Consider the following 20,273-nt stretch of genomic DNA (forward strand, 5'->3'; position numbering starts at 1 on the left):
GTCCGTGATTCAGGTCACTGAGCGATTGGCGACGGCGGCGACTTAGACCGGCCTTTCCCCCTTCACCGTCACGCGCGTGCCTGAACGCGTATGCGGCCAGTAGTCCCACATCGCGCGGTGCTGGGTGCAGCGGTTGTCCCAGAACGCGATGGCATTCCCGGTCCAGCGGAAGCGGCACTGGAACAGCGGGTTCTCGGCGTGCTGGTAGAGATAGGCCAGCATCGCATCGCTCTCGTCGCGCGGGATGCCGTTGATGTGATGGGTGAAGCCGCGGTTGACGTAGAGCGCCTTCCTGCCCGTCACCGGATGCGTGCGCACCACCGGATGCTCGGCGCTCGGATAGGACGGACGATCGGCGACGCCGTAATTGGCGTAAAGCCCGCGATAGATCGGCTCGCCGTCATGCAGCGCGGTCAGCCCGTCGAGATAGGCCTTCATCCGATCCGACAGCGCCTCATAGGCCGCGTACATGTTGGCGAACAGCGTGTCGCCGCCGCGCGGCGGGCACTGCTTGATGTAGAGGATCGAGCCCATCGGCGGCTCGAGATCGCAGGACACGTCCGAATGCCAGCCCTCGCCGTTCGCCCGCGGCGAGTTCTTGTCGGCGTAGATCTTCATCAGCGCGGGATCCTCGTCCTCGTGCGGCGCGGCGGGATGGAAATGCAGCTCGCCGAACTTGCGGCCGAACGCGAGATGCTGTTTTGGCGTGATGTTTTGATCGCGGAAGAAGATGACGAGGTTTTCGGCGAGCGCGCGGTGGATCTCGTCCATCTGTCGGTTGGAGCGGGCATCGCCATCGACGAGGCTGCCGAGGTCGACGCCGGATATTTCCGCGCCGATGATGGGGGTGAGCTTTTCGACCGCGATGGTCTCGTAAGCCGCGCCGTCTTCGGCCGTGTGGCGGTAGCGCGGGCCCTGCTTGCCGGCGAGTGAGCTCATGGCATGTCTCCCGATCATTTTGATTGGAAGACATCGTAGCCCGGATGGAGCGAAGCGCAATCCGGGAACGGGTCGTTCCACGGTGGGCAATGCCCCGGATTTCGCTGCGCTCCATCCAGGCTACGGTCGCGCAAAAAATAAGGCGGGTTGCTTTTGGCAAACCCGCCCTACGATTCCAATGTTTGGGAGACGCTTACTCCGCCGCGGTCACCGGCACCTTGGCGCCCTGGCCGTAGCGCTGGTCGATGTAGTCGATCACCAGCGCCTTGAAGTCGGCGGAGATGGTCGGGCCGCGCAGCGTGCGGAATTTCTTGCCATCGACGAAGACGGGCGCGGCCGGCGCTTCGCCGGTGCCCGGCAGCGAGATGCCGATATTGGCGTGCTTGGATTCGCCGGGGCCGTTGACGATGCAGCCCATCACCGCGACGTTGAGCTCTTCGACGCCCGGATATTTCGTCTTCCAGCCCGGCATCTCGTCGCGGATGAACGCCTGGATCGAGCTCGCCAGCTCCTGGAACGTGGTCGATGTGGTGCGGCCGCAGCCGGGGCACGCCGCAACCAGCGGCACGAAGGTGCGGAAGCCCATGGTCTGCAGCAATTCCTGGCCGACCTGCACTTCGCGGGTGCGGTCGCCGCCGGGCTCCGGCGTCAGCGAGATGCGGATGGTGTCGCCGATGCCCTGCTGAAGCAGGGTGCCGAGCGCGGCCGACGAGGCCACGATGCCCTTGGTGCCCATGCCGGCCTCGGTGAGACCGAGATGGATGGCGTAATCGGAACGCGCCGCGAGATCCTGATAGACCGCGATCAGATCCTGCACGGCCGAAACCTTGGCCGACAGGATGATGCGGTTCTTGGGCATGCCGAGTTCTTCGGCGCGTGCGGCCGAGAGCAGCGCCGACTGCACCATGGCCTCGCGCGTCACCGCGCGCACGTCGCGCGGATTGGCGGACGCGGCGTTCTCGTCCATCAGCTTGGTCAGCAGCTCTTGGTCGAGCGAACCCCAATTGGCGCCGATGCGGACCGGCTTGCCGTTCTTGTTCGCGATCTCGATGATGTCGGCGAACTGGGTGTCGCGCTTGTCCTTGAAGCCGACATTGCCGGGATTGATGCGATATTTCGCGAGCGCCTCGGCGCAGGCCGGATAGGCCGCGAGCAGCTTGTGGCCGATATAGTGGAAGTCGCCGATCAGCGGCGTGGTGATGCCACGCTTGGCCAGGCCGTCGCGGATATGCGGAACGGCAGCAGCGGCCTCCTCGCGGTCCACGGTGATGCGGACCATTTCGGAGCCGGCGCGCGCAAGCGCTGCGACCTGGGCGATGGTGCCGTCGATGTCGGCGGTGTCGGTGTTGGTCATCGACTGCACGACGATCGGCGCACCGCCGCCAACGGCGACGTCGCCGACCTTGACCTGGGTGGTCCGGTGCCGGGGCGCCGGGCCCGCAATGTCGGAATCAATGGGGTTTTCGAGCTTGTTCATGGGGTCCAAATATCAGGTTTTGGTGACGTTGAGCAATGCATCGCGCGGCGCCGCAGCCGTTGAGCTGGGACGGTTAACCAGAAAAAGCCCAGCAATTACAAGGATCGCAGCGGCCCCGAATGTCAGGCTCAAGGTGTCGTGCATGATGAAATAGCTACCCACCACGCCAAACAAAGGGGTGATGAAGGTAAAAGCCGACAATTTGCTGGCCGAATAGGTCTTGACCAGCGCGAACCAAAGCGTGAACGTGGTTCCAACCACCCAGATCGCCTGGAAGGCCATCAGGCCGAGCGACAGCGGCGACGGGGTCTGGGTGATGGTCTCCCCAAACAGCCAGGCGGCGGTGCCCAGGATCGGGATCGAGGTCGCGACCTGATAGCCGAGTGCTTTTTCCGGCGCCGCGAAGCGCAGCCGGGTGCCCTTGGCGACCAGCGTGGTCGCCGCCCAAAGCCCTGCGCCGGCCACGATCAGGAGGTCGCCGAGCAGGATGTGCGAATCCACATTGGGCTGCGGCACGCCGATCGCGAGCGCAACTCCGGCAAAGCTCACAGCCAGCCCCAGCCATTGGGTGCCGCCGAGCCGCTCGCCGAGCACCTGGTAGGACCCGAGCGCGACGAAGAACGGCGCCGTGTAGAGGAACACCACCGCGCGCGAGGCCGAGGTCAGGCGCAGGCCCTGGAAAATCAGCACGAACTCGACGCCGAACATCAGCCCGGCGACCAGGCCGGCCTTCCACGTGCCGTCGCGCTCGAAGAATTTGACGCCGCGCAAACTGCCGACGATGAACAGCACCGGCAGCGCACCCATCGAACGGATCATCGCCTGGAGCATCGCCGGCACCTCCGGCAGCACCAGCTTCACTGCGATCTGATTGAAGCCCCAGGTCAGGCACAGCATGAGCATCAGGGCGATGGCGCCGGCACTGAGGGGGCGACCGGCGGACGGTATGGCTTGTGGTGCGGACATTTCTTCCCGAATACCGGCTTGCGCCGTTGTTGCTTTATGCAGCTTTCTGACAATGGGCGCAGACGCCCGTAATCTCCACCACGGACAGTTTTGGTGCGAAGCCTGAGCTGCGCGCCGCGGCATTGAGGTCCTTGGCGAAGGACGCCGACGGGATCTCGCCGACCAGGCCGCAGCGCTCGCAGATCAGGAACGCCACCGCCGAGGTCGCGTCGTGGTCGTGGGCGGCGCAGGCGAGGTAGGCGTTGCGGCTTTCGATGCGGTGCACGAGGCCGTTGGCCATCAGGAAATCGAGCGCACGGTAGACCGTGATCGGCGCCGGCCGCGGCATCGACTTTGCCAATTCGTCGATGATCTCATAGGCGCCGAGCGGCCGGTGGCTGGAGAGCAGCGCCCCCAGCACCTGGCGGCGGATCGGCGTGAATTTCTGCGCGCGAGCCTCGCAAACCGTCTCGGCGTGCGCCAGCGCGTCCGCGGTGCAGCGGCCGTGATCGTGGTCGGGCGTCGGAAATGCCGGCTTTGCGAGGGTCATGTGGCCTGCCTTCTAGCATTTCGGCCGTGGAACCCAAAGCGCGACCGGGAATGCGCCTGCCAGCCATGCTCTTGCTGCGGGACAGCGTCCCGCTAATCCGCCACGAAATAATCATAAGCTTGCTTATTATAGTCAAGCTCATTGGAGATAACCTTATGACCCGCGGGTCCGTCGACCAGAACTTCCTGTTCACGCTCGGTGAACTCTACCGCCTCTTGCGGGTCTATGCCGACAAGGAGGCATCGCGCTTCGGCATCACCCGCGCGCAATGGGCGGTCCTGGCCAAGGTCGAGCGCAGCGAGGGCATGAAGCAGTCGGAACTCGCCGAGTTGCTGGAGATGCAGCCGATCACGCTGACGCGCCTGATCGACAAGCTCTGCGACAGCGACTGGATCGAGCGCCGCAGCGACGCCTCGGACCGCCGCGTCAAGCGCCTCTATCTCAAGAAGGCCGGCCGTGCGCTGCTCGGCAAGATGAGCGGCCTGAAATCGGAACTCACGGCGAACGCACTCGACGGCATCAGCCCGGCGGACGCCCACCGTCTCCTCACCCAACTCGAATCCATCAAGGAAAACGTGCGTAACGCGATCCAGACATCCGGCGCGGAACAAGCGCGTAAGGAGCAGCGCTATGGCTGATCAGGTCCTCAAGTTCCAGCCCGAGCAGAAGAGCGACAGCGGCAAGCCCACCAAGAAAGCCGGCACCGATCCGCGCCGCCGCCTGGTGGCGGGCCTGCGCCGCTATCGCCGCTTCCTGCTCCTGGTCGTGCTGCCGCTCGTCGTCGCCGTCGGCGGCCTCACCTTCTATCTGAACGGCGGCCGCTACGTCGGCACTGACGATGCCTATGTCGGCGCGCAGAAGGTCCTGGTGACGCCCGACATCTCCGGCAAGATCCAGAAGGTCGTCGTGAGGGAAGGCCAGATCGTCAAGCAAGGCGACGAGCTGTTCGAGATCGATCCCGTGCCGTTCCGCCTCGCGGTGGACGAGGCCAGGGCGCAGCTGATGCAGGCGCAGTCGACCTATGACAACCTCCGCGCCAACATCAAGATCTACGGCGACATGCTTAACCTTGCGCAACAGGGCGTCGACCTGAAGCAGCGCGACGTCGAGCGCAAGCAGGCGCTGGTGAAGAACAGCTACGGCTCGCAACTCGACCTCGACAACTCCGCGAACGCGCTGGTCACATCAGGTTCGATCGCGCAATACGTCAAGCAGCAGATCTCGGCGGCCAAGACGCAGCTGCTCGGCGACACCGACCTGCCGCTGGAGAAATTCCCGCCTTACGCGCAGGCCAAGTCCAAGCTCGACAATGCCGAGCGCAATCTCGACCACGCCGTGGTGCGGGCATCGATGGGCGGCGTTGCGACGCAGGTCGAGCAGATTCAGCTCGGCCGCTACGTCACCGCCGGCACGCCGGTGTTCTCCATCATCGACGTCGCCCACCCCTGGGTCGACGCCAATCCGAAGGAGAGCGACCTCACCCACGTCACCGAGGGACAGCCTGTGACCCTCGAGGTCGACGCGTTCCCGAACCACGTCTTCAAGGGCAAGATCGGTTCGCTCTCGCCCGGCACCGGCGCGCAATTCGCGATCCTACCGCCGCAGAACGCCACCGGCAATTTCGTCAAGGTGGTACAGCGCGTGCCGATCCGGATCTATTTCGACGAGACCGACAAATACGTGCGGAAGCTGAAGGCCGGCATGAGCGTCTACGCCACCATCGACACCGGCCACAAGCGCTCGCTCGCCGGCCTGTTCGGATTGTCGGCGACGGCGAACCAGGACAAAGACCAGGACAAGGACTGATCCGATGTCCGGCCCCAATGCCAGCCTGATGGTCCCCGGCCTGCGCAGGAACATGGTGACGATCTGCGCCATGACCGCGACCATCATGCAGGCGCTGGACACCACCATCGCCAACGTCGCCTTGCCCTACATGCAGGGCTCACTGTCGGCCTCGCAGGACCAGATCAACTGGGTCTTGACGTCCTACATCGTCGCCGCCGCGATCATGACGGCGCCGGTCGGCTGGATCGCCAACCGCTTCGGCCGCAAGCGCATCTTCATCATCTGCGCCGCCGGCTTCACCTTCGCATCCGTGCTGTGCGGCTTGGCGCAGGACATCAACCAGATGGTGCTGTTCCGTCTGCTGCAAGGCGTGTTCGGCGCGGCCCTGGTGCCGCTGTCGCAATCAGTCATGCTCGATTATTACACGCTCCAGGAACGCGCCAAGGCGATGTCGATCTGGGGCATGGGCGTGATGATGGGCCCGATCATGGGCCCCTCGCTCGGCGCCTGGCTGACCGAGACCTATTCCTGGCACTGGGTGTTCTTCGTCAACCTGCCGTTCGGCGCCATCACCGTGCTCGGCCTGATCGTCTTCATGGACGAGACCCGGAAGGATATCAGCCTCAAATTCGACTGGTTCGGTTTCGCCGCGCTGGCGGTCGCGATCGGCTCGCTTCAACTCGCGCTGGACAGGGGCGAGCAATTGGGCTGGCTCGAATCCAATGAGATCATCGCAGAGTTCATCGTCTCGGCCGTCGCCTTCTACTTCTTCCTCGCGCACTCCTTCACGACGTCGTCGCCGTTCATCCGCTTCGCGCTGTTCAAGGATCGCAACTTCGTCACCGGCTGCATGTTCATGGTCGTGATGGGGCTCGTGCTGTTCTCGACCATGGCGCTGGCCTCGCCCTACATGCAGAACGTGATCGGCTATCCCATCATCACCGCCGGCCTGCTGCTGGCGAGCCGCGGCTTCGGCACCTTCTTCGCCATGATGCTGGTTGGCCGCATGATGCGTTATTTCGAGGCACGCACACTGATCATCACCGGCCTGACGCTGACCGCGGGCTCGCTGTTCCAGATGACCGGGTGGACCGACCTGACCCAGGTGCCGGAGATCGTCACCGTCAGTGTCATCCAGGGCTTTGGCTTCGGCCTCGTCTTCGTGCCGCTCTCGACGGTGGCATTCCTGACCCTGTCGAACGAGCTGCGTACTGACGGCACCGCGATGCTGACCCTGATGCGCAACGTCGCGAGCTCGGTCGGCATCTCCGTCGTCATCGCCGAACTGACGCAGGGAACGCGGAGGACCTACGCGATCCTGTCCGAGTACATCAACCCGTTCAACCACGCGCTCCAGATGCCCAGCGTCAGCGGCATGATCAATCTCTCCACCGACGCCGGCCGCGCCATGGCCGACAGGATGGTCAGCGTGCAGGCGCAGATCATCGCCTTCGCACACGACTATATGCTGGTGATGATCTTCATCCTCTGCACCATCCCGCTCGCCTTGCTGATCGGCTCGACCAAGGCCACGCTGCGCAAGCAGGCCGCGGGGCCGGAACATGCGGTGATGGAGTAGCCACTGGCGTCATGCCCCGCGAAGTGTTTAGCCCGGACAGATCACTGACGGGTGTTCGGAGACATAGCTGACACATCAACATTGGCTGGATTGGTCCGATTCGGGAGGCCGTCCATGCCTTGGAGCGAGGTGTCAGTGATGGATCAGCGCCACGAGTTTGTGCGGCTGGCTTTGCAGGAGGGCGCCAACCGGCGCGAACTGTGCCGTCGGTTCAACATCAGTCCTGACGTCGGCTACAAGTGGCTGGCGCGCTGGCAGGCCGGCGATCGGGAGCTGGCCGACTGTTCCCGGCGCCCGCATGCGATGCCCAAGCGGAGTGAGGCTGCGGTCGAGGCAGAAGTCCTGGCTGTACGCGACAAGCATCCGGCTTGGGGAGCACGGAAGATTGCCCATTGCCTGAAGCGGGGCGGGCAGACGGTGCCTGTGCCATCAACGGTGCACCAGATCCTGTGTCGGAACGACCGGATCAAACCGAGTGAGAATGCGCCGCCCAATCCGGGCCACCGGTTCGAGAAGGAAGCTCCCAACCTGCTGTGGCAGATGGACTTCAAGGGTCACCTGCCGCTCGCCAATGGGACGCGGTGCCATCCGCTAACGATCGTCGACGATCACTCGCGCTACGTGCTGTGCCTGAAGGCATGTGCCGACGAGCAGCGCCTCACCGTGCAGAATCACCTGTCGACGACGTTCCGCTGCTATGGCCTGCCGGAGGCCTTCTACACCGACAATGGCTCACCCTGGGGCGATACGTCCGGCATTCGTTGGACCGGACTGAAGGTGTGGCTGCTCAAGCTTGGCGTCAGGGTGGTGCACGCAAGGCCATGCCACCCACAGGCCCGCGGCAAGAACGAACGCTTCCATCGCACCCTGAAGGCCGAGGTGTTTGCAATGCGCCGCTTCCGAACTCTCCCGGAAGTCCAGCGCGCCTTCGACGCCTGGCGGCCGGTCTACAATCTGGAGCGGCCTCACCAAGGCCTCGATATGCAGGTCCCTGCCGATCGCTTCCGGCCAAGTGCTCGCCCCATGCCGGCCCGCGTTCCGAACGTCGAATACGACAGCGGCGAGATCGTGCGCAGGGTCTCATCGACAAGACCCTACATCTCCTTCAAGGGACACTTCTGGAAAGTTCCCCAGGCCTTCGCCCGCGAACGCCTTGCCATCCGGCCGCTGGATCGTGACGGCCACTACGGAATCTTCTTCGCCAGCTGGCAGGTCGCATCGATCGACTTGACCAATGGCCAACCTGTCAGTGATGTGTCCGAACAGGTGTCAGCCATGTCTCCGGGCTAAACAGAAGGCGGGGCATCCAGTACGCCGCGGCTTCTCCGAAGCCCACAAACGTCTCTGGAATACTGGGTCGCCCGGTCAAGCCGGGCGACGACAGCGAGCAGGCGGCACGAGTTACTACAGTAACTCCTCGCAGCCCAAATCCTCGACCGCCATCATCACCCGCTCCAGATTGTTCCACCAGATCACCGGCGGGATGTTGATGCTCCACTGCCAGACCGGCTTGGTGATGTGCCAGAGCACGGACCAACGGTAGTCGCGATCGAGCGCACCTCGCGTGTAGCCCGTGATGCCGCTTTCGATCAGCGTGTCATGATAGAAATTGAGCAGCGAGCGTTCGAGCGCCTGCCGTCGCTCCGGGTACCATTGCATCGCCATCATGTAGGCGAGATCGTTGGTCGGGACGTCGATGCCCCACAGGTCGAAGTCGAAGATGCGCGCGGTATCGGCGACACCGGTGCGGGGCAGCAGGAAATTCCAGCTATGGGCATCACCATGGGTGATGCTGAGATGACGGCGCGAATGATAGCGCTCGGATAGCCGGGCCGACTGATCGATGAGGCGACGGTAGATGAGGCGTCGCTCCTCGCTGAGGCGGTCACCGAGCAAATCGGCAAAGCGGTCGTAATGACCTGCAAACGCCTCCATGTGCTGCGTGCTGTCTTCGGTGCTCGCCCAGCTGCCGACGGTCTCGCCGAGATCGGGATGGTCCCACCAGGCCGCATGCCAGCGCGCCAGCGTCGTGACGATCGCGATCGCCTGCTCGCGTGACGGCGGCAGCGGCCATTGCGTTGCGACCTCGTGGCTGTCGGTGAGATCCTCGAGCAGCAGGTGCCAGGCGAGGCTTTCTTCGTCGAAATGCGCGTCGAAGCAGCGCGGCACCAATCCCAGCGGCATCTTCGGCGCAGGCTGCGTGTAGTACGCCACCTCGTGCCGGCCGGCATTGGCGAGCGTCTGCGCAAACGCGGAATTGGCGGTCTTCAGGATCAGTGATTGCGGCGCACCGGCGGATTCCCCGACATAGCGCAGGCCGAGGCGGACGATGTGTGACACGACGGTGTCACGCTGATGCAGCACCTTCACCTCGCGCACCGCGCCAGCGTCCAGCACGCCACCCCTGCGCAGCGCAGCCGTCAGTTGGGCGGGCTCAACGACCGCCGGCAGTTGTGGAGGTGTCATGACCACGATGCCCCTGTCCCGCGCCATACTGCGCGATCACGACCCCACACACCAGTTGCAGACCCGGCGCCCGGCTCAAGCCGCGGCGGTCGAGTCGCGCACGGTCCGGACGACGACCGACCGCAGCGATTCCAGATTGGCCGCCATGCCCGCAATCGCCTGCCTCACCTCCGTGGCGCGCTCGTCCACCGAGGCGGCGTCGCGGCTGACATTGGCGATCTTGGCCGAGACCTCCTTCGCAGCGGATGCCGATTCGGAAATCGACCGCGCGATCTCCCGCGTTGCGGAGTCCTGCTCCTCCATCGCCGCCGCGACCGAGGTCGCCACGCCGTCGATCTCGACGATGTGGCCTCCCATCGTCTCGACCGCATCGACCGCGGCCTGGGTCGAGGCCTGCACCTCGGCGATCAGGCGCCCGATCTCTTCGGTGGATTTGGCGGTCTGGTCGGACAGCGATTTCACTTCGGCCGCAACCACCGCAAAGCCGCGGCCGGCCTCGCCGGCCCGCGCGGCCTCGATCGTGGCATTGAGCGCCAGGAGGTTGGTCTGGCCGGCGATGCCGCCAATGAGGTCGGAGACCTCCGCAATCTTCTTCACCGCGCCCGCCAGCGCCTGGATGGTCGAACGCGCCTGCTCGCGGCCCGCGACCGCCGATTTCGTGACCGTGCTGGTCCGCGCCACCTGCGTTGCGATGTCCCGGATCGAGGCGCTCAGTTCTTCGGCCGCGGCCGAGACCGTCTGCGAGCTGCCCAGCGCCTGGGTGGACGCCGAGGCCACCGCCTGCGACTCCGCAGACAGCGACCGGGCGATCTCGGACAGGCTGGAGGCGGCCCGTTCGACACCCTGGCTCGCCACGCTCGCGGAATCGACCGAGCGGCCGGTCTCGCGCTCGACGGTCTCGGCCATCTGGTGCAGGGCACCGCGCTTGGCCGTCGCGGCCTCCTGCTCCTTCCGCAACTGCTCCTCGCGCAGGCGCGAATTCTCGATCGCCCCCTGCTTGAACACCTGGAGCGCACCCGCCATCGAGCCGACCTCGTCCTGGCGGTGCGCGAAGGGGATGTCGGCGGCGAGATCGCCGGTCGCGAGCTTCTGCATCGTGTCCGTCATGCGCACGATCGGGCGTACCACGCCAAGCGCGACGCCGAGCAGGCCTGCGGCAATGAAGGCCAGGACGGCTGCGGAGACGCCGAGGAGAATGTAGAGGATCGAGCTGTCGCGCTCGGCGGCCAGCTTCTCCATGTCGGCATTCTGCTTGTTGGCGCTCTCGACGATGCTGTCGATGACGGCGCGGTGCGCGGTGTAGGCGTCCTTGAGCTGCGCATAGGCGCGTTCGGCGCCGGCCACGTCCTTGGCTTTGAGGGCTGGCAGGAGCTGGTCGGACAGAAGCTTCCAGAACTTCTGCACCTCGGCGTCGGATTTCGACACCAACGCCGTCTTCAGATCGGTGGAGAGGTTGGAGGTGGTCCAGAATGCCTTGCGCTCATCGTAATCCTTGCGGAGCTGGACCAGGCGTTCGCCATGGGCCGACAGCTGGTCCGGCTCACGCATGGCGAGCGTGGCCTCGAGATAGGCTTCGATCACATATTCGGGCGGCGGCAGGATGTCCGCGATGAGGTCGTTGCCGAGCTTGATGTCGGAGTAAAGCGGACCGCCGACCTTGAGCTCGCGCAGGGCGTAAAGGCTGGTCGAGACGACGGCAGTAAAGCCGATGGCGAGCACGATCCCGAATGCAATGACTGCAGAAGAAAGCGAGAGACGAATTTTCATGAAACAATCCAATGGCGCAGGTCGAAATCCGAACGGACCCTAAACAACTGCGGTAAACACGGGATTGCTTCGCGCGGAAATTGTATCCCGCGGGCACCGGAAAATTACGAAAAGAGGACGTCAGTCGGTCGTTTTTGCGTCAGCGAGACCGACTCGGGGCACGAACAGAAACGTCTCAGGCCCGATGAAACGCAGCAACCAGCTCAGTTGCGCTGGATGAGAAACGCGTGGCGGCTGTCGATATCGCCGCCACGCGTTGCTGCCTCACATGTCGAAGAACACCGTCTCGTCGTCGCCCTGAAGCCGCAGGTCGAGCCGATAGACCGCCTTCCCCGCCTCGCGCGTCGCGATCAGCGTCGCGCGGCGATCGGCCGGCACCAGTCCCAGCACGGGATCGGCGACATTGCCGGCCTCGTCGCTGAAATAGATACGGGTGTAGAGATGCCGCAGCATGCCGCGACCGAACACCGCAAGGACGATGTGCGGCGCCTGTGGCTTTCCGTCGGGATCGGGCACCGCGCCCGGCTTGACGGTGTCGAAGGAATAATTGCCGTCCTTGTCGGTGCCGCAGCGGGCAAAGCCGCGGAAGCTGGCATTGGGCAGCGCGCGCTTGTCCTGGGGGTCGGCGAAGCGGCCCTTCGCATCCGCCTGCCAGATCTCCAGCATGACGTCGGGCACGACGACGCCGTCGCCGTCGAACACGCGGCCTTCGATGCGGACGCGGTCGCCGGTGACGTCGGGCGTCAGCGTCGAGTTGGTGAACGCGTCGTTCCAGGCGTATTCGCCGGTCGGTGTCAGGCCGTATTTGAAGAACGGACCGACGGTCTGCGATGGGGTAATACCGTTGTCCTGCACTTAAGTGTTCTCCATTGGCGTGGCGTTCTTGCCGCGCAGCACGATGTCAAAGCGGTAGCACAGCGCCCATTCGGGCTGCGTGTTCTCGAGGTCGAAAGACGACACCATCCGCGCCCGCGCCTTCTCGTCCGGCACCGAATTGAAGATCGGGTCGAACGGGAACAGCGGGTCAGCAGGGAAATACATCTGCGTCACGAGGCGCGTTACGAAGGAATGGCCGAACACCGACAGATGGATATGCGCGGGACGCCAGGCGTTGTGGTGATTGCCCCAGGGATAGGCGCCAGGCTTGATGGTGACGAAACGGTAGTAGCCGGCGGCATCGCTCACGGTGCGGCCCGCGCCGGTGAAGTTCGGATCGAGCGGCGCCGGATGCTGGTCGCGGACATGGACGTAGCGGCCGCAGGAATTGGCCTGCCAGATCTCGACCAGCGAGTTCGGCACGCCGCGGCCGTCCTCGTCGCGCACATGGCCGTGCACGATGATGCGCTCGCCGATCGGCTCGCCGGTATGCTGGGTGGTGAGATCGGCATCGCCCTCGCGCACGGTCTCGTGGCCGTAGACCGGGCCGGTCAATTCCGACAGCGTGTGGCGCATCGGGATCAAGGGCTTGTTCGGCGCGCGCTTGATCGAGCTCTTGTATTCGGGCGACAGCGGCAGCGGATGCGCCTTGTTGCTGTCGACGGGATAGATGAATGTCATTGGCGAACTCCTCCCCGGCCATTTTGCTCCAGCCGGTCAACGCTCCCCCCGATCATTATAGAACATAACTAATCTAGGGAAGCGGGTTTGGCGGGCGTCCTGCGCCCGGCAGGGCCACGCTATTTGATCGGCGGACGCGGTAACACGGCCTCACCGGCCTCCAGCCGGTAGGTGTGGTCGAGCGAATACCAGGGGGTCGGGACGTCTCGTGCGGTCGGATGCGGCGTGTCGTGGCGCTGGAACTTGCCGATCAGTGCCTGCGTCACCCCGAACTGCACGTCGCTGTCGATATGGGGGTCGGCGGGGTCGTAGACCTGCGAGATCAGCACCTTGAATCCGGGCTTGAAGATCAGCGCGTGCAGATGCGCGGGACGATAGGGATGCCGGCTCTGCGCCTCCAGGAGGCGGCCGACCACGCCGTCGGTCGGGATGGGGTAGCCGACCATCATCACCGAGCGGAAGGCGAAGCGTCCGTCCTGGTCGGTCGTGAACTTGCCGCGCAGGTTCATGTCGGCCTGATCGGGGTCCTGGTTCTCGTAGAGACCGACCGGCGAGGCGTGCCAGACATCGACCTCCGCACCCGTGACGGGACGGCCGTCCCTGTCGACGACGCGGCCGCTGACGAACAGCGGCGCGCCGGGCGTTTCCGAGCGGACGATCGAGCCGCCATTCTCGACCCGCGGCGAGTTCAACCGCCAGAACGGGCCGAGCAGCGACTGATCGGTTTCGGTATTGCCCTGATCGCCGTTGTTGAGCAGGCACACCAGCGGCGAGACGCCGAGCGAGCCCGCCATCAGCACGACTTCGTTGTGCGTGTCGGTGGTCAGCTTGCCGAGTTCGGCGATAACAGCGGTGGCGTCGCGGAATTCCTTCTCGGTCAGGCGCACGTCGCGGACGAAGCCGTGAAGATGCTTGACCAGCGAGACCATGATCTGCCGCATCCGCGGGTCGGACGTCCGCTCCATAACCGCCAGTGCGGCGGCCGTGACATCCTGCTCGCGCTCGATGATCATGACACGGCCCTCGAAAGGCCCTCTCCCCGTTTGCGGGGAGAGGGAGAAGAGAAAGCTTAATTCAGCTTCTCGATCGCAACGGCAACGCCCTGGCCGACGCCGACGCACATGGTGGCCAGCGCCAGCTTGCCGCCGCGCTTTTCCATGCCGTGGACGGCGGTGAGCGCGAGGCGCGCGCCGCTCATGCCGAGGGGATGGCCGAGCGCGATGGCGCCGCCATGCGGATTGACGAAATCGGCGTCGTCAGCGACGCCGAGCTGGCGCATGCAGGCGATGCCTTGCGAGGCGAAGGCCTCGTTGAGCTCGATCAGGTCGAAATCGCTGATCTTCTTGCCGAGGCGTTCCATCAGCTTGCGGGTCGCCGGCACCGGGCCGATGCCCATGATGCGCGGCGGCACGCCGGCCGAGGCGAGGCCGAGGATGCGTGCGCGCGGGGTGAGGCCATGCTTCTTCACGGCGGCTTCAGAAGCCAGGATCATCGCGGCCGCGCCGTCATTGACGCCGGAGGCGTTGCCGGCGGTCACGGTGCCGGGATTGCGCACGATCGGCTTCAGTTTTGCCAGGCCTTCCAGCGTCGTCTCCGGGCGCGGATGCTCGTCCTTGTCCACGGTGATCGGGCCGGCCTTGCCGCCGGGAACGGTGATCGGCGTGATCTCCTCGGCGAAATAACCCGCCGCGATCGCCGCGCCCGCGCGCTGCTGCGAACGGATCGCGAAGGCGTCCTGGTCGGCGCGCGAGACCTGGAATTCCTCGGCGACGTTCTCGCCGGTCTCCGGCATGGCGTCGACGCCATACTGCGCCTTCAACAGCGGATTGATGAAACGCCAGCCGATGGTGGTGTCAAAAATCTCGGCGGAGCGCGAGAAGGCTTCCTGCGCCTTGCCCATCACGAAGGGCGCGCGGGTCATGGATTCGACGCCGCCGGCGATCGCAAGCTCGATCTCGCCGGAACGGATGGCGCGGCCAGCCGCACCGACCGCGTCGAGGCCGGAGGCGCAGAGCCGGTTCAGGGTCTGCCCGGGAACCGAATCCGGCAGGCCCGCAAGCAGCAGCGCCATGCGCGCGACGTTGCGGTTGTCCTCGCCGGCCTGGTTGGCGCAGCCGAAGAAGACTTCGTCGACCTGTGCCCAGTCGAGATTGGGATGCTTGGCCATCAGCGCCTTGATCGGGGCCGCCGCGAGGTCGTCGGCGCGCACCTTGGCGAGCGAGCCGCCGAAACGGCCGATCGGGGTCCGCACGGCATCGCAGATAAAGACGTCACGCATCGTTGTTCTCCCTGAATGCCGCGGTCCGGCCCAAATTCTTCAATGTCCGCGGAGTTTTAGGAGGGCGCCCGCGGCAGGTCAATTGACGGTTTCTTGCTTGTTCCGAGGGGGGCGCACGCTGCCAATGCATGCCGTGGTGCGGACAACGTGGAAAACCTCCGCTCGCCGGCCAAACCGGTAGGAGCAGGAGGCGAAATTTTGTAGGTTGCGCCGCCCATGACAATGCAACAGCCGATACCTGTGCCGCCCCCTGACGAAGCGCCCACGCTGCCGGCGGAAGCCATCGCGCGCGTCACGCCGATGATGGAACAGTACCTTGAAATCAAGGCGGCGCATCAGGGCCTGCTGCTGTTCTACCGGATGGGCGACTTCTACGAGCTGTTCTTCGAGGACGCCGAGATCGCCTCGAAGACGCTCGGCATCGTCTTGACCAAGCGCGGCAAGCATCAGGGCGCCGACATCCCGATGTGCGGCGTGCCGGTCGAGCGTTCCGAGGATTATCTGCATCGCCTGATCAGCGCCGGCCACCGGGTCGCCGTGTGCGAGCAGACCGAGGATCCCGCCGCCGCCAAAGCGCGCGGCAACAAGAGCGTGGTACGCCGTGGCGTGGTGCGGCTGGTCACGCCGGGCACGCTGACCGAGGACACGCTGTTAGACGCGCGCGCCAACAATTATCTGCTGGCGATCGCGCGCGCCCGCGCCTCCGGTGGCGGCGACCGTTTTGGCCTCGCCTGGATCGACATCTCGACCGCCGAATTCACGGTGATGGAATGCTCTAGCGGCGAGCTCGCCGCAACGCTGGCGCGCATCAATCCGAACGAGGCGATCGTCACCGACGCACTCTACAATGACAGCGAGCTCGGACAGACCTTGCGCGAGCTGCCGGCGGTGACGCCGCTGACCCGCGACGTCTTCGATGGCGCCACCGCGGAAAAACGCCTGTGTGATTATTTCGCCGTCGCGACCATGGACGGGCTGGCGCAACTGACGCGGCTCGAAGCGACCGCCGCAGCCGCCGCCGTCACCTATGTCGACCGCACCCAGGTCGGCAAGCATCCGCCGTTGTCGCCACCCGCGCGCGAGGCCTCGGGCGCGACCATGGCGATCGATCCGGCCACCCGCGCCAATCTCGAACTGACGCGAACGCTCGCGGGCGAACGCCGCGGCTCGCTGCTCGACGCCATCGACCGCACCGTGACCTCGGCCGGCTCGCGCCTGCTGGCGCAGCGGCTGGCCGCGCCACTGACGGACGCGCCCGCAATCGCGCGGCGGCTCGATGCCGTCAGCGCCTTCGTTGCGGACTCCGCTGCGCGTGAAGACATCCGCAGCATCCTGCGCGGCGCGCCCGACATGTCGCGGGCGCTGGCCCGCCTTTCGGTCGGCCGCGGCGGACCGCGCGACCTCTCCGGCCTGCGCGACGGCATCATCGCCGCCGACCAGGTGCTGGCGCGGCTTTCCGAGCTCGACCAGCCGCCGCAGGAGATCGCGGTGGTGATGGCGGCCCTGCAGCGTCCGTCGCGCGAGCTCGCATCCGAATTTGCCAGCGCCCTTGATGAGCAGCTGCCGCTGATCAAGCGCGACGGCGGCTTCGTGCGTCAGGGCTACGAGCCCGCGCTCGACGAAACGCGAAACCTGCGCGACGCTTCGCGTCTTGTGGTCGCCTCGATGCAGGCGCGCTACGCCGATCATACCGGTGTGAAGGGCCTCAAGATCCGGCACAACAACGTGCTCGGCTATTTCGTCGAGGTCACCGCGCAACACGGCGACAAGCTGATGTCGGCGCCGCTGAATGCGACCTTCATCCATCGCCAGACGCTGGCGGGCCAGGTGCGCTTCACCACCTCGGAGCTCGGCGAGATCGAGGCCAAGATCGCCAATGCCGGCGACCGCGCGCTCGGGCTCGAGCTCGAGATCTTCGAGCGGCTGTCCGCGAAGGCGCTCGATATCAGCGACGATCTGCGCGCCGCTGCCCATGCCTTTGCGCTGCTCGACGTCGCGACCTCGCTGGCCAAGCTCGCGGTCGACGACAATTATGTGCGGCCCGAGGTCGATGGCTCCCTCGGCTTCGCGATCGAAGCTGGCCGCCATCCCGTCGTGGAACAGGCCTTGAAGCGCAATGGCGAGCCATTCATTGCCAATGCCTGCGATCTCTCGCCAACACCGGCGCAAAAATCCGGCCAGCTGTGGCTGCTGACCGGTCCCAACATGGCCGGTAAATCGACCTTCCTGCGCCAGAACGCATTGATCGCGCTGCTGGCGCAGATCGGCAGCTTCGTGCCGGCGACGCGCGCGCGGATCGGCATCATCGACCGCCTGTTCTCGCGCGTCGGCGCCGCCGACGACCTCGCCCGCGGCCGCTCCACCTTCATGGTGGAGATGGTCGAGACCGCAGCGATCCTGAACCAGGCCGGCGAGCGCGCGCTCGTGATCCTCGACGAGATCGGCCGCGGCACCGCGACGTTCGACGGCCTCTCCATCGCCTGGGCCGCGATCGAGCATCTGCACGAGAGCAACCGCTGCCGCACGCTGTTCGCCACGCATTATCACGAGCTGACCGCGCTCTCGGCAAAACTGCCGCGGATGTTCAACGCGACGGTGCGGGTGAAGGAATGGCAGGGCAATGTCGTGTTCCTGCACGAGGTGCTGCCGGGCTCGGCCGACCGCTCCTACGGCATCCAGGTCGCCAAGCTCGCCGGCCTGCCGCCGGCCGTGATCACGCGCGCCAAATCGGTGCTGGCGAAGTTGGAAGCCCAGGACCGCGGTCAAACCGCCCGGGCGCTGGCCGACGATCTGCCGCTGTTCGCGGTGCCCTCGCGCGCCGCCGCCGAAGCCGCGCCGCCGAGCGAGGCGGAGCTATTGATGGACGCGGTGAAGGCGCTGCATCCGGACGAGATGTCCCCGCGCGAGGCGCTGGATGCGCTGTATGCGTTGAAGGCCAAGCTGCCGAAGCAGTGACGATGCCGTAGAGTGGGCAAAGCGCAGCGTGCCCACCATTCAACGACCAATTCGCGGGAAGATGGTGGGCACGGCGCGCGAAGAGCGCGCCTTTGCCCACCCTACGACTTCTGCGCGCTTGGCTACGCCCTTGCCGCCATCGCAGCAGCTTCCGCGGCGGCGCGCTGCATGCTCGTCGACATCTCGTTCGTGACCGTGCTCTGCTCCTCGACGGCAGCGGCTGTCGAAGTGACGTATTCGCTGACGTTGTTGATGGCCTGCTTGATCGAGCCGAGCGCACTGACGACGTCGCCGGAGATGCCGTTGAGGCTGCCGATCTCCTGGCCGATCTTGTCGGTCGCCTGTCTCGCCTGATTGGCGAGGCTCTTCACCTCGGAAGCGACCACCGCGAAGCCGCGGCCAGCCTCGCCGGCGCGCGCCGATTCGATCGTGGCGTTGAGCGCGAGCAGGTTGATCTGACTGGTAATGCTGTTGATCATCTCGATGATGCCGCTCATCGCCTTCGCTGCCTCGGTCAGCCGCTGCGCCTGCGCGTCGGCAGAGGCAACCTGCTCCACCGCGCTCATCGCGGTCTCGCGGGACTTGGTCATCGCTTCGGAGATCTCGCGCACCGACGCGTTCAGCTCCTCCGAGCCTGCGGCGACCGATTCCATCATGCCGCGGACGCGCTCATTGCCCATGCGGACCAGCACCTGCCGCGTGGTGTCAGTGGCGTATTTCACGACCTTGAACGGCTTGCCGTTGAGATCGAGGATCGGGTTGTAGGAGGCCTGGATGTAGACCTCCTTGCCGCCCTTGCCGATGCGCTTGTATTCAGCCGCCTGGTACTGGCCGCGATTGAGCGTGGCCCAGAACTCGCGATAGGCAGCGCCGTCGCGCTCCAATGGCTCGACGAACATGCTGTGATGCTTGCCCTTGATCTCGGCCAGCGAATAGCCGAGCGTGCCGAGAAAATTGGCATTGGCGGTGATGATCGTGCCGTCCATGTTGAATTCGATCACGGCCTGCGCCTTGTCGATCGCCGAGATCTGACCAGCGAGGTCGGCGTTCTTCAGCTTCTCCGCGGTGACGTCGGTCGCAAATTTGGCAACGCCGAACGGCTTGCCGTTCTCGTCGAGCAGCGGGTTATAAGAGGCGAGGATCCAGACCTCGCGGCCGCCCTTGCCGATGCGTTTGTATTCGCCCGCCTGGAATTCACCGCGGTTGAGCCTGGCCCAGAATTCGCGATAGGCCGCGCTGTCGCGCTCAGCGGGGCCTACGAACAGGCTGTGATGCTTGCCCTCGATCTCGGCCAGCGAATAGCCGAGCGCCTGGCAGAAATTCTGGTTCGCAGTCACGATAGTGCCGTCGAGCTTGAACTCGATGACGGCCTGGGCGCGGCCGATGGCGGACACCTTGGAGGCTTCCGTCATGGCATTGATCTTCTTCGCGGTGATATCGGTCGCGATCTTCACGACCTTGATCGGCTTGCCGTCGCCGTCAAGCACGGGATTATACGACGCCTCGATCCAAATCTCGCGACCACCCTTTGCAATCCGCTTGAACTCCGCGGCCTGGAACTCGCCGCTCTTCAACGCGGACCAGAACGCCTTGTACGCCGCGCCGCCTCGCTGATCGGCGGGCACGAACATGGAGTGATGCTTTCCCTTGATCTCCCCCAGCCCATAGCCCAGGGCCTTCAGGAAATTCTCGTTCGCGGTGAGGATGGTGCCATCCAGTGCAAATTCGATCGTCGCCTGCGAACGGCCGATGGCGTCGAGCTGTGCCTGGGCATTTCCATGGGGATTACGACCAAACATCAAAACATCTCCAGAATGGATCGCATGGTGCCGCAGCGCAACGCGCCTCAAAGACAGGCGAGCGGACGCCCTCGGACAGACCGAGCGTTGGAATATGACTAGCTGTGAACTATGTGGGTCCGTTCACGCGTACAGAGGACCCGCCTTGATGCCCATGTCCGCCCAAACGCGGA

The 20,273-nt window shown here is 65.1% G+C and carries 16 protein-coding genes; 5 read left to right on the forward strand and 11 right to left on the reverse strand.

Translation table 11 applies throughout. The features are described 5' to 3' along the window. Positions 1–42: 42 nt before the first annotated feature. The 4 genes from AB7G19_RS42070 to AB7G19_RS42085 all read right to left on the reverse strand — a co-directional run bounded on the left by AB7G19_RS42070 (position 43) and on the right by AB7G19_RS42085 (position 3,911). Positions 43–939, reverse strand: a complete 897-nt coding sequence (locus AB7G19_RS42070) for a TauD/TfdA dioxygenase family protein (RefSeq protein WP_085404045.1) — start codon at positions 937–939, stop codon at positions 43–45. Positions 940–1,132: 193 nt separating this feature from the next. Next, positions 1,133–2,416, reverse strand: a complete 1,284-nt coding sequence (ispG, locus tag AB7G19_RS42075; protein ID WP_441268810.1) for a flavodoxin-dependent (E)-4-hydroxy-3-methylbut-2-enyl-diphosphate synthase — start codon at positions 2,414–2,416, stop codon at positions 1,133–1,135. Between the two features lie 12 nt (positions 2,417–2,428). Then, positions 2,429–3,382: a DMT family transporter gene (locus AB7G19_RS42080; protein ID WP_085404047.1), complete on the reverse strand. Its 954-nt coding sequence runs from the start codon at positions 3,380–3,382 to the stop codon at positions 2,429–2,431. 34 nt (positions 3,383–3,416) lie between these two features. After that, positions 3,417–3,911: a Fur family transcriptional regulator gene (locus AB7G19_RS42085; RefSeq protein ID WP_038943833.1), complete on the reverse strand. Its 495-nt coding sequence runs from the start codon at positions 3,909–3,911 to the stop codon at positions 3,417–3,419. 155 nt (positions 3,912–4,066) lie between these two features. Here AB7G19_RS42085 and AB7G19_RS42090 point away from each other — a divergent pair, with 155 nt between their 5' ends. The 4 genes from AB7G19_RS42090 to AB7G19_RS42105 all read left to right on the forward strand — a co-directional run bounded on the left by AB7G19_RS42090 (position 4,067) and on the right by AB7G19_RS42105 (position 8,568). Beyond that, positions 4,067–4,549, forward strand: a complete 483-nt coding sequence (locus tag AB7G19_RS42090; RefSeq protein ID WP_014491125.1) for a MarR family winged helix-turn-helix transcriptional regulator — start codon at positions 4,067–4,069, stop codon at positions 4,547–4,549. Then, entirely contained in the window at positions 4,542–5,717 is a 1,176-nt protein-coding gene (locus AB7G19_RS42095; RefSeq protein ID WP_085404048.1) for an HlyD family secretion protein, read from the forward strand. Before AB7G19_RS42090 ends, AB7G19_RS42095 begins: the two co-directional genes overlap by 8 nt. A 4-nt stretch (positions 5,718–5,721) precedes the next feature. Continuing rightward, entirely contained in the window at positions 5,722–7,278 is a 1,557-nt protein-coding gene (locus AB7G19_RS42100) for an MDR family MFS transporter (RefSeq protein ID WP_085404049.1), read from the forward strand. Positions 7,279–7,392: 114 nt separating this feature from the next. Next, a complete protein-coding gene (locus AB7G19_RS42105; RefSeq protein WP_085398134.1) occupies positions 7,393–8,568 on the forward strand; it encodes an IS481 family transposase in 1,176 nt (391 codons plus the stop codon). Positions 8,569–8,682: 114 nt separating this feature from the next. On the opposite strand, the gene AB7G19_RS42110 is transcribed toward AB7G19_RS42105, so the two are convergent. The 6 genes from AB7G19_RS42110 to pcaF all read right to left on the reverse strand — a co-directional run bounded on the left by AB7G19_RS42110 (position 8,683) and on the right by pcaF (position 15,346). Continuing rightward, on the reverse strand, positions 8,683–9,771 hold the full coding sequence (locus AB7G19_RS42110; RefSeq protein WP_085404050.1) for a phosphotransferase: 1,089 nt from the start codon (positions 9,769–9,771) through the stop codon (positions 8,683–8,685). Between the two features lie 48 nt (positions 9,772–9,819). Beyond that, positions 9,820–11,511, reverse strand: a complete 1,692-nt coding sequence (locus AB7G19_RS42115; RefSeq protein ID WP_135215600.1) for a methyl-accepting chemotaxis protein — start codon at positions 11,509–11,511, stop codon at positions 9,820–9,822. 264 nt (positions 11,512–11,775) lie between these two features. Beyond that, a complete protein-coding gene (pcaG, locus tag AB7G19_RS42120) occupies positions 11,776–12,366 on the reverse strand; it encodes a protocatechuate 3,4-dioxygenase subunit alpha (RefSeq protein WP_085404052.1) in 591 nt (196 codons plus the stop codon). Continuing rightward, positions 12,367–13,068, reverse strand: a complete 702-nt coding sequence (gene pcaH / locus AB7G19_RS42125) for a protocatechuate 3,4-dioxygenase subunit beta (protein ID WP_071909017.1) — start codon at positions 13,066–13,068, stop codon at positions 12,367–12,369. It lies immediately after the preceding gene. A 119-nt stretch (positions 13,069–13,187) separates the two neighbouring features. Then, entirely contained in the window at positions 13,188–14,081 is an 894-nt protein-coding gene (locus AB7G19_RS42130) for a dioxygenase family protein (RefSeq protein WP_085404053.1), read from the reverse strand. Between the two features lie 56 nt (positions 14,082–14,137). Then, positions 14,138–15,346 carry a 3-oxoadipyl-CoA thiolase gene (gene pcaF, locus AB7G19_RS42135; protein WP_085404054.1) on the reverse strand — a complete coding sequence of 403 codons (1,209 nt, stop codon included), beginning with the start codon at positions 15,344–15,346 and terminating at the stop codon, positions 14,138–14,140. Between the two features lie 216 nt (positions 15,347–15,562). Here pcaF and mutS point away from each other — a divergent pair, with 216 nt between their 5' ends. Continuing rightward, positions 15,563–18,301, forward strand: coding sequence for a DNA mismatch repair protein MutS (gene mutS, locus AB7G19_RS42140; RefSeq protein WP_085404055.1), 2,739 nt, complete (start codon positions 15,563–15,565; stop codon positions 18,299–18,301). A gap of 122 nt (positions 18,302–18,423) precedes the next feature. On the opposite strand, the gene AB7G19_RS42145 is transcribed toward mutS, so the two are convergent. Then, complete coding sequence (locus AB7G19_RS42145) at positions 18,424–20,100, reverse strand: methyl-accepting chemotaxis protein (protein ID WP_135215601.1); 1,677 nt, start codon at positions 20,098–20,100, stop codon at positions 18,424–18,426. Positions 20,101–20,273: the final 173 nt, after the last annotated feature.

Source organism: Bradyrhizobium sp. 215_C5_N1_1 (assembly GCF_052075935.1).
In the GTDB taxonomy this organism is placed as follows: domain Bacteria; phylum Pseudomonadota; class Alphaproteobacteria; order Rhizobiales; family Xanthobacteraceae; genus Bradyrhizobium; species Bradyrhizobium barranii.

Coding starts and splice junctions, on each gene's coding strand:
- AB7G19_RS42070 (WP_085404045.1), bottom strand. CDS start 939: ATGAGCTCACTCGCCGGCAAGCAGGGCCCGCGCTACCGCCACACGGCC.
- ispG (WP_441268810.1), bottom strand. CDS start 2,416: ATGAACAAGCTCGAAAACCCCATTGATTCCGACATTGCGGGCCCGGCG.
- AB7G19_RS42080 (WP_085404047.1), bottom strand. CDS start 3,382: ATGTCCGCACCACAAGCCATACCGTCCGCCGGTCGCCCCCTCAGTGCC.
- AB7G19_RS42085 (WP_038943833.1), bottom strand. CDS start 3,911: ATGACCCTCGCAAAGCCGGCATTTCCGACGCCCGACCACGATCACGGC.
- AB7G19_RS42090 (WP_014491125.1), top strand. CDS start 4,067: ATGACCCGCGGGTCCGTCGACCAGAACTTCCTGTTCACGCTCGGTGAA.
- AB7G19_RS42095 (WP_085404048.1), top strand. CDS start 4,542: ATGGCTGATCAGGTCCTCAAGTTCCAGCCCGAGCAGAAGAGCGACAGC.
- AB7G19_RS42100 (WP_085404049.1), top strand. CDS start 5,722: ATGTCCGGCCCCAATGCCAGCCTGATGGTCCCCGGCCTGCGCAGGAAC.
- AB7G19_RS42105 (WP_085398134.1), top strand. CDS start 7,393: ATGCCTTGGAGCGAGGTGTCAGTGATGGATCAGCGCCACGAGTTTGTG.
- AB7G19_RS42110 (WP_085404050.1), bottom strand. CDS start 9,771: ATGGCGCGGGACAGGGGCATCGTGGTCATGACACCTCCACAACTGCCG.
- AB7G19_RS42115 (WP_135215600.1), bottom strand. CDS start 11,511: ATGAAAATTCGTCTCTCGCTTTCTTCTGCAGTCATTGCATTCGGGATC.
- pcaH (WP_071909017.1), bottom strand. CDS start 13,068: ATGACATTCATCTATCCCGTCGACAGCAACAAGGCGCATCCGCTGCCG.
- AB7G19_RS42130 (WP_085404053.1), bottom strand. CDS start 14,081: ATGATCATCGAGCGCGAGCAGGATGTCACGGCCGCCGCACTGGCGGTT.
- pcaF (WP_085404054.1), bottom strand. CDS start 15,346: ATGCGTGACGTCTTTATCTGCGATGCCGTGCGGACCCCGATCGGCCGT.
- mutS (WP_085404055.1), top strand. CDS start 15,563: ATGACAATGCAACAGCCGATACCTGTGCCGCCCCCTGACGAAGCGCCC.
- AB7G19_RS42145 (WP_135215601.1), bottom strand. CDS start 20,100: ATGTTTGGTCGTAATCCCCATGGAAATGCCCAGGCACAGCTCGACGCC.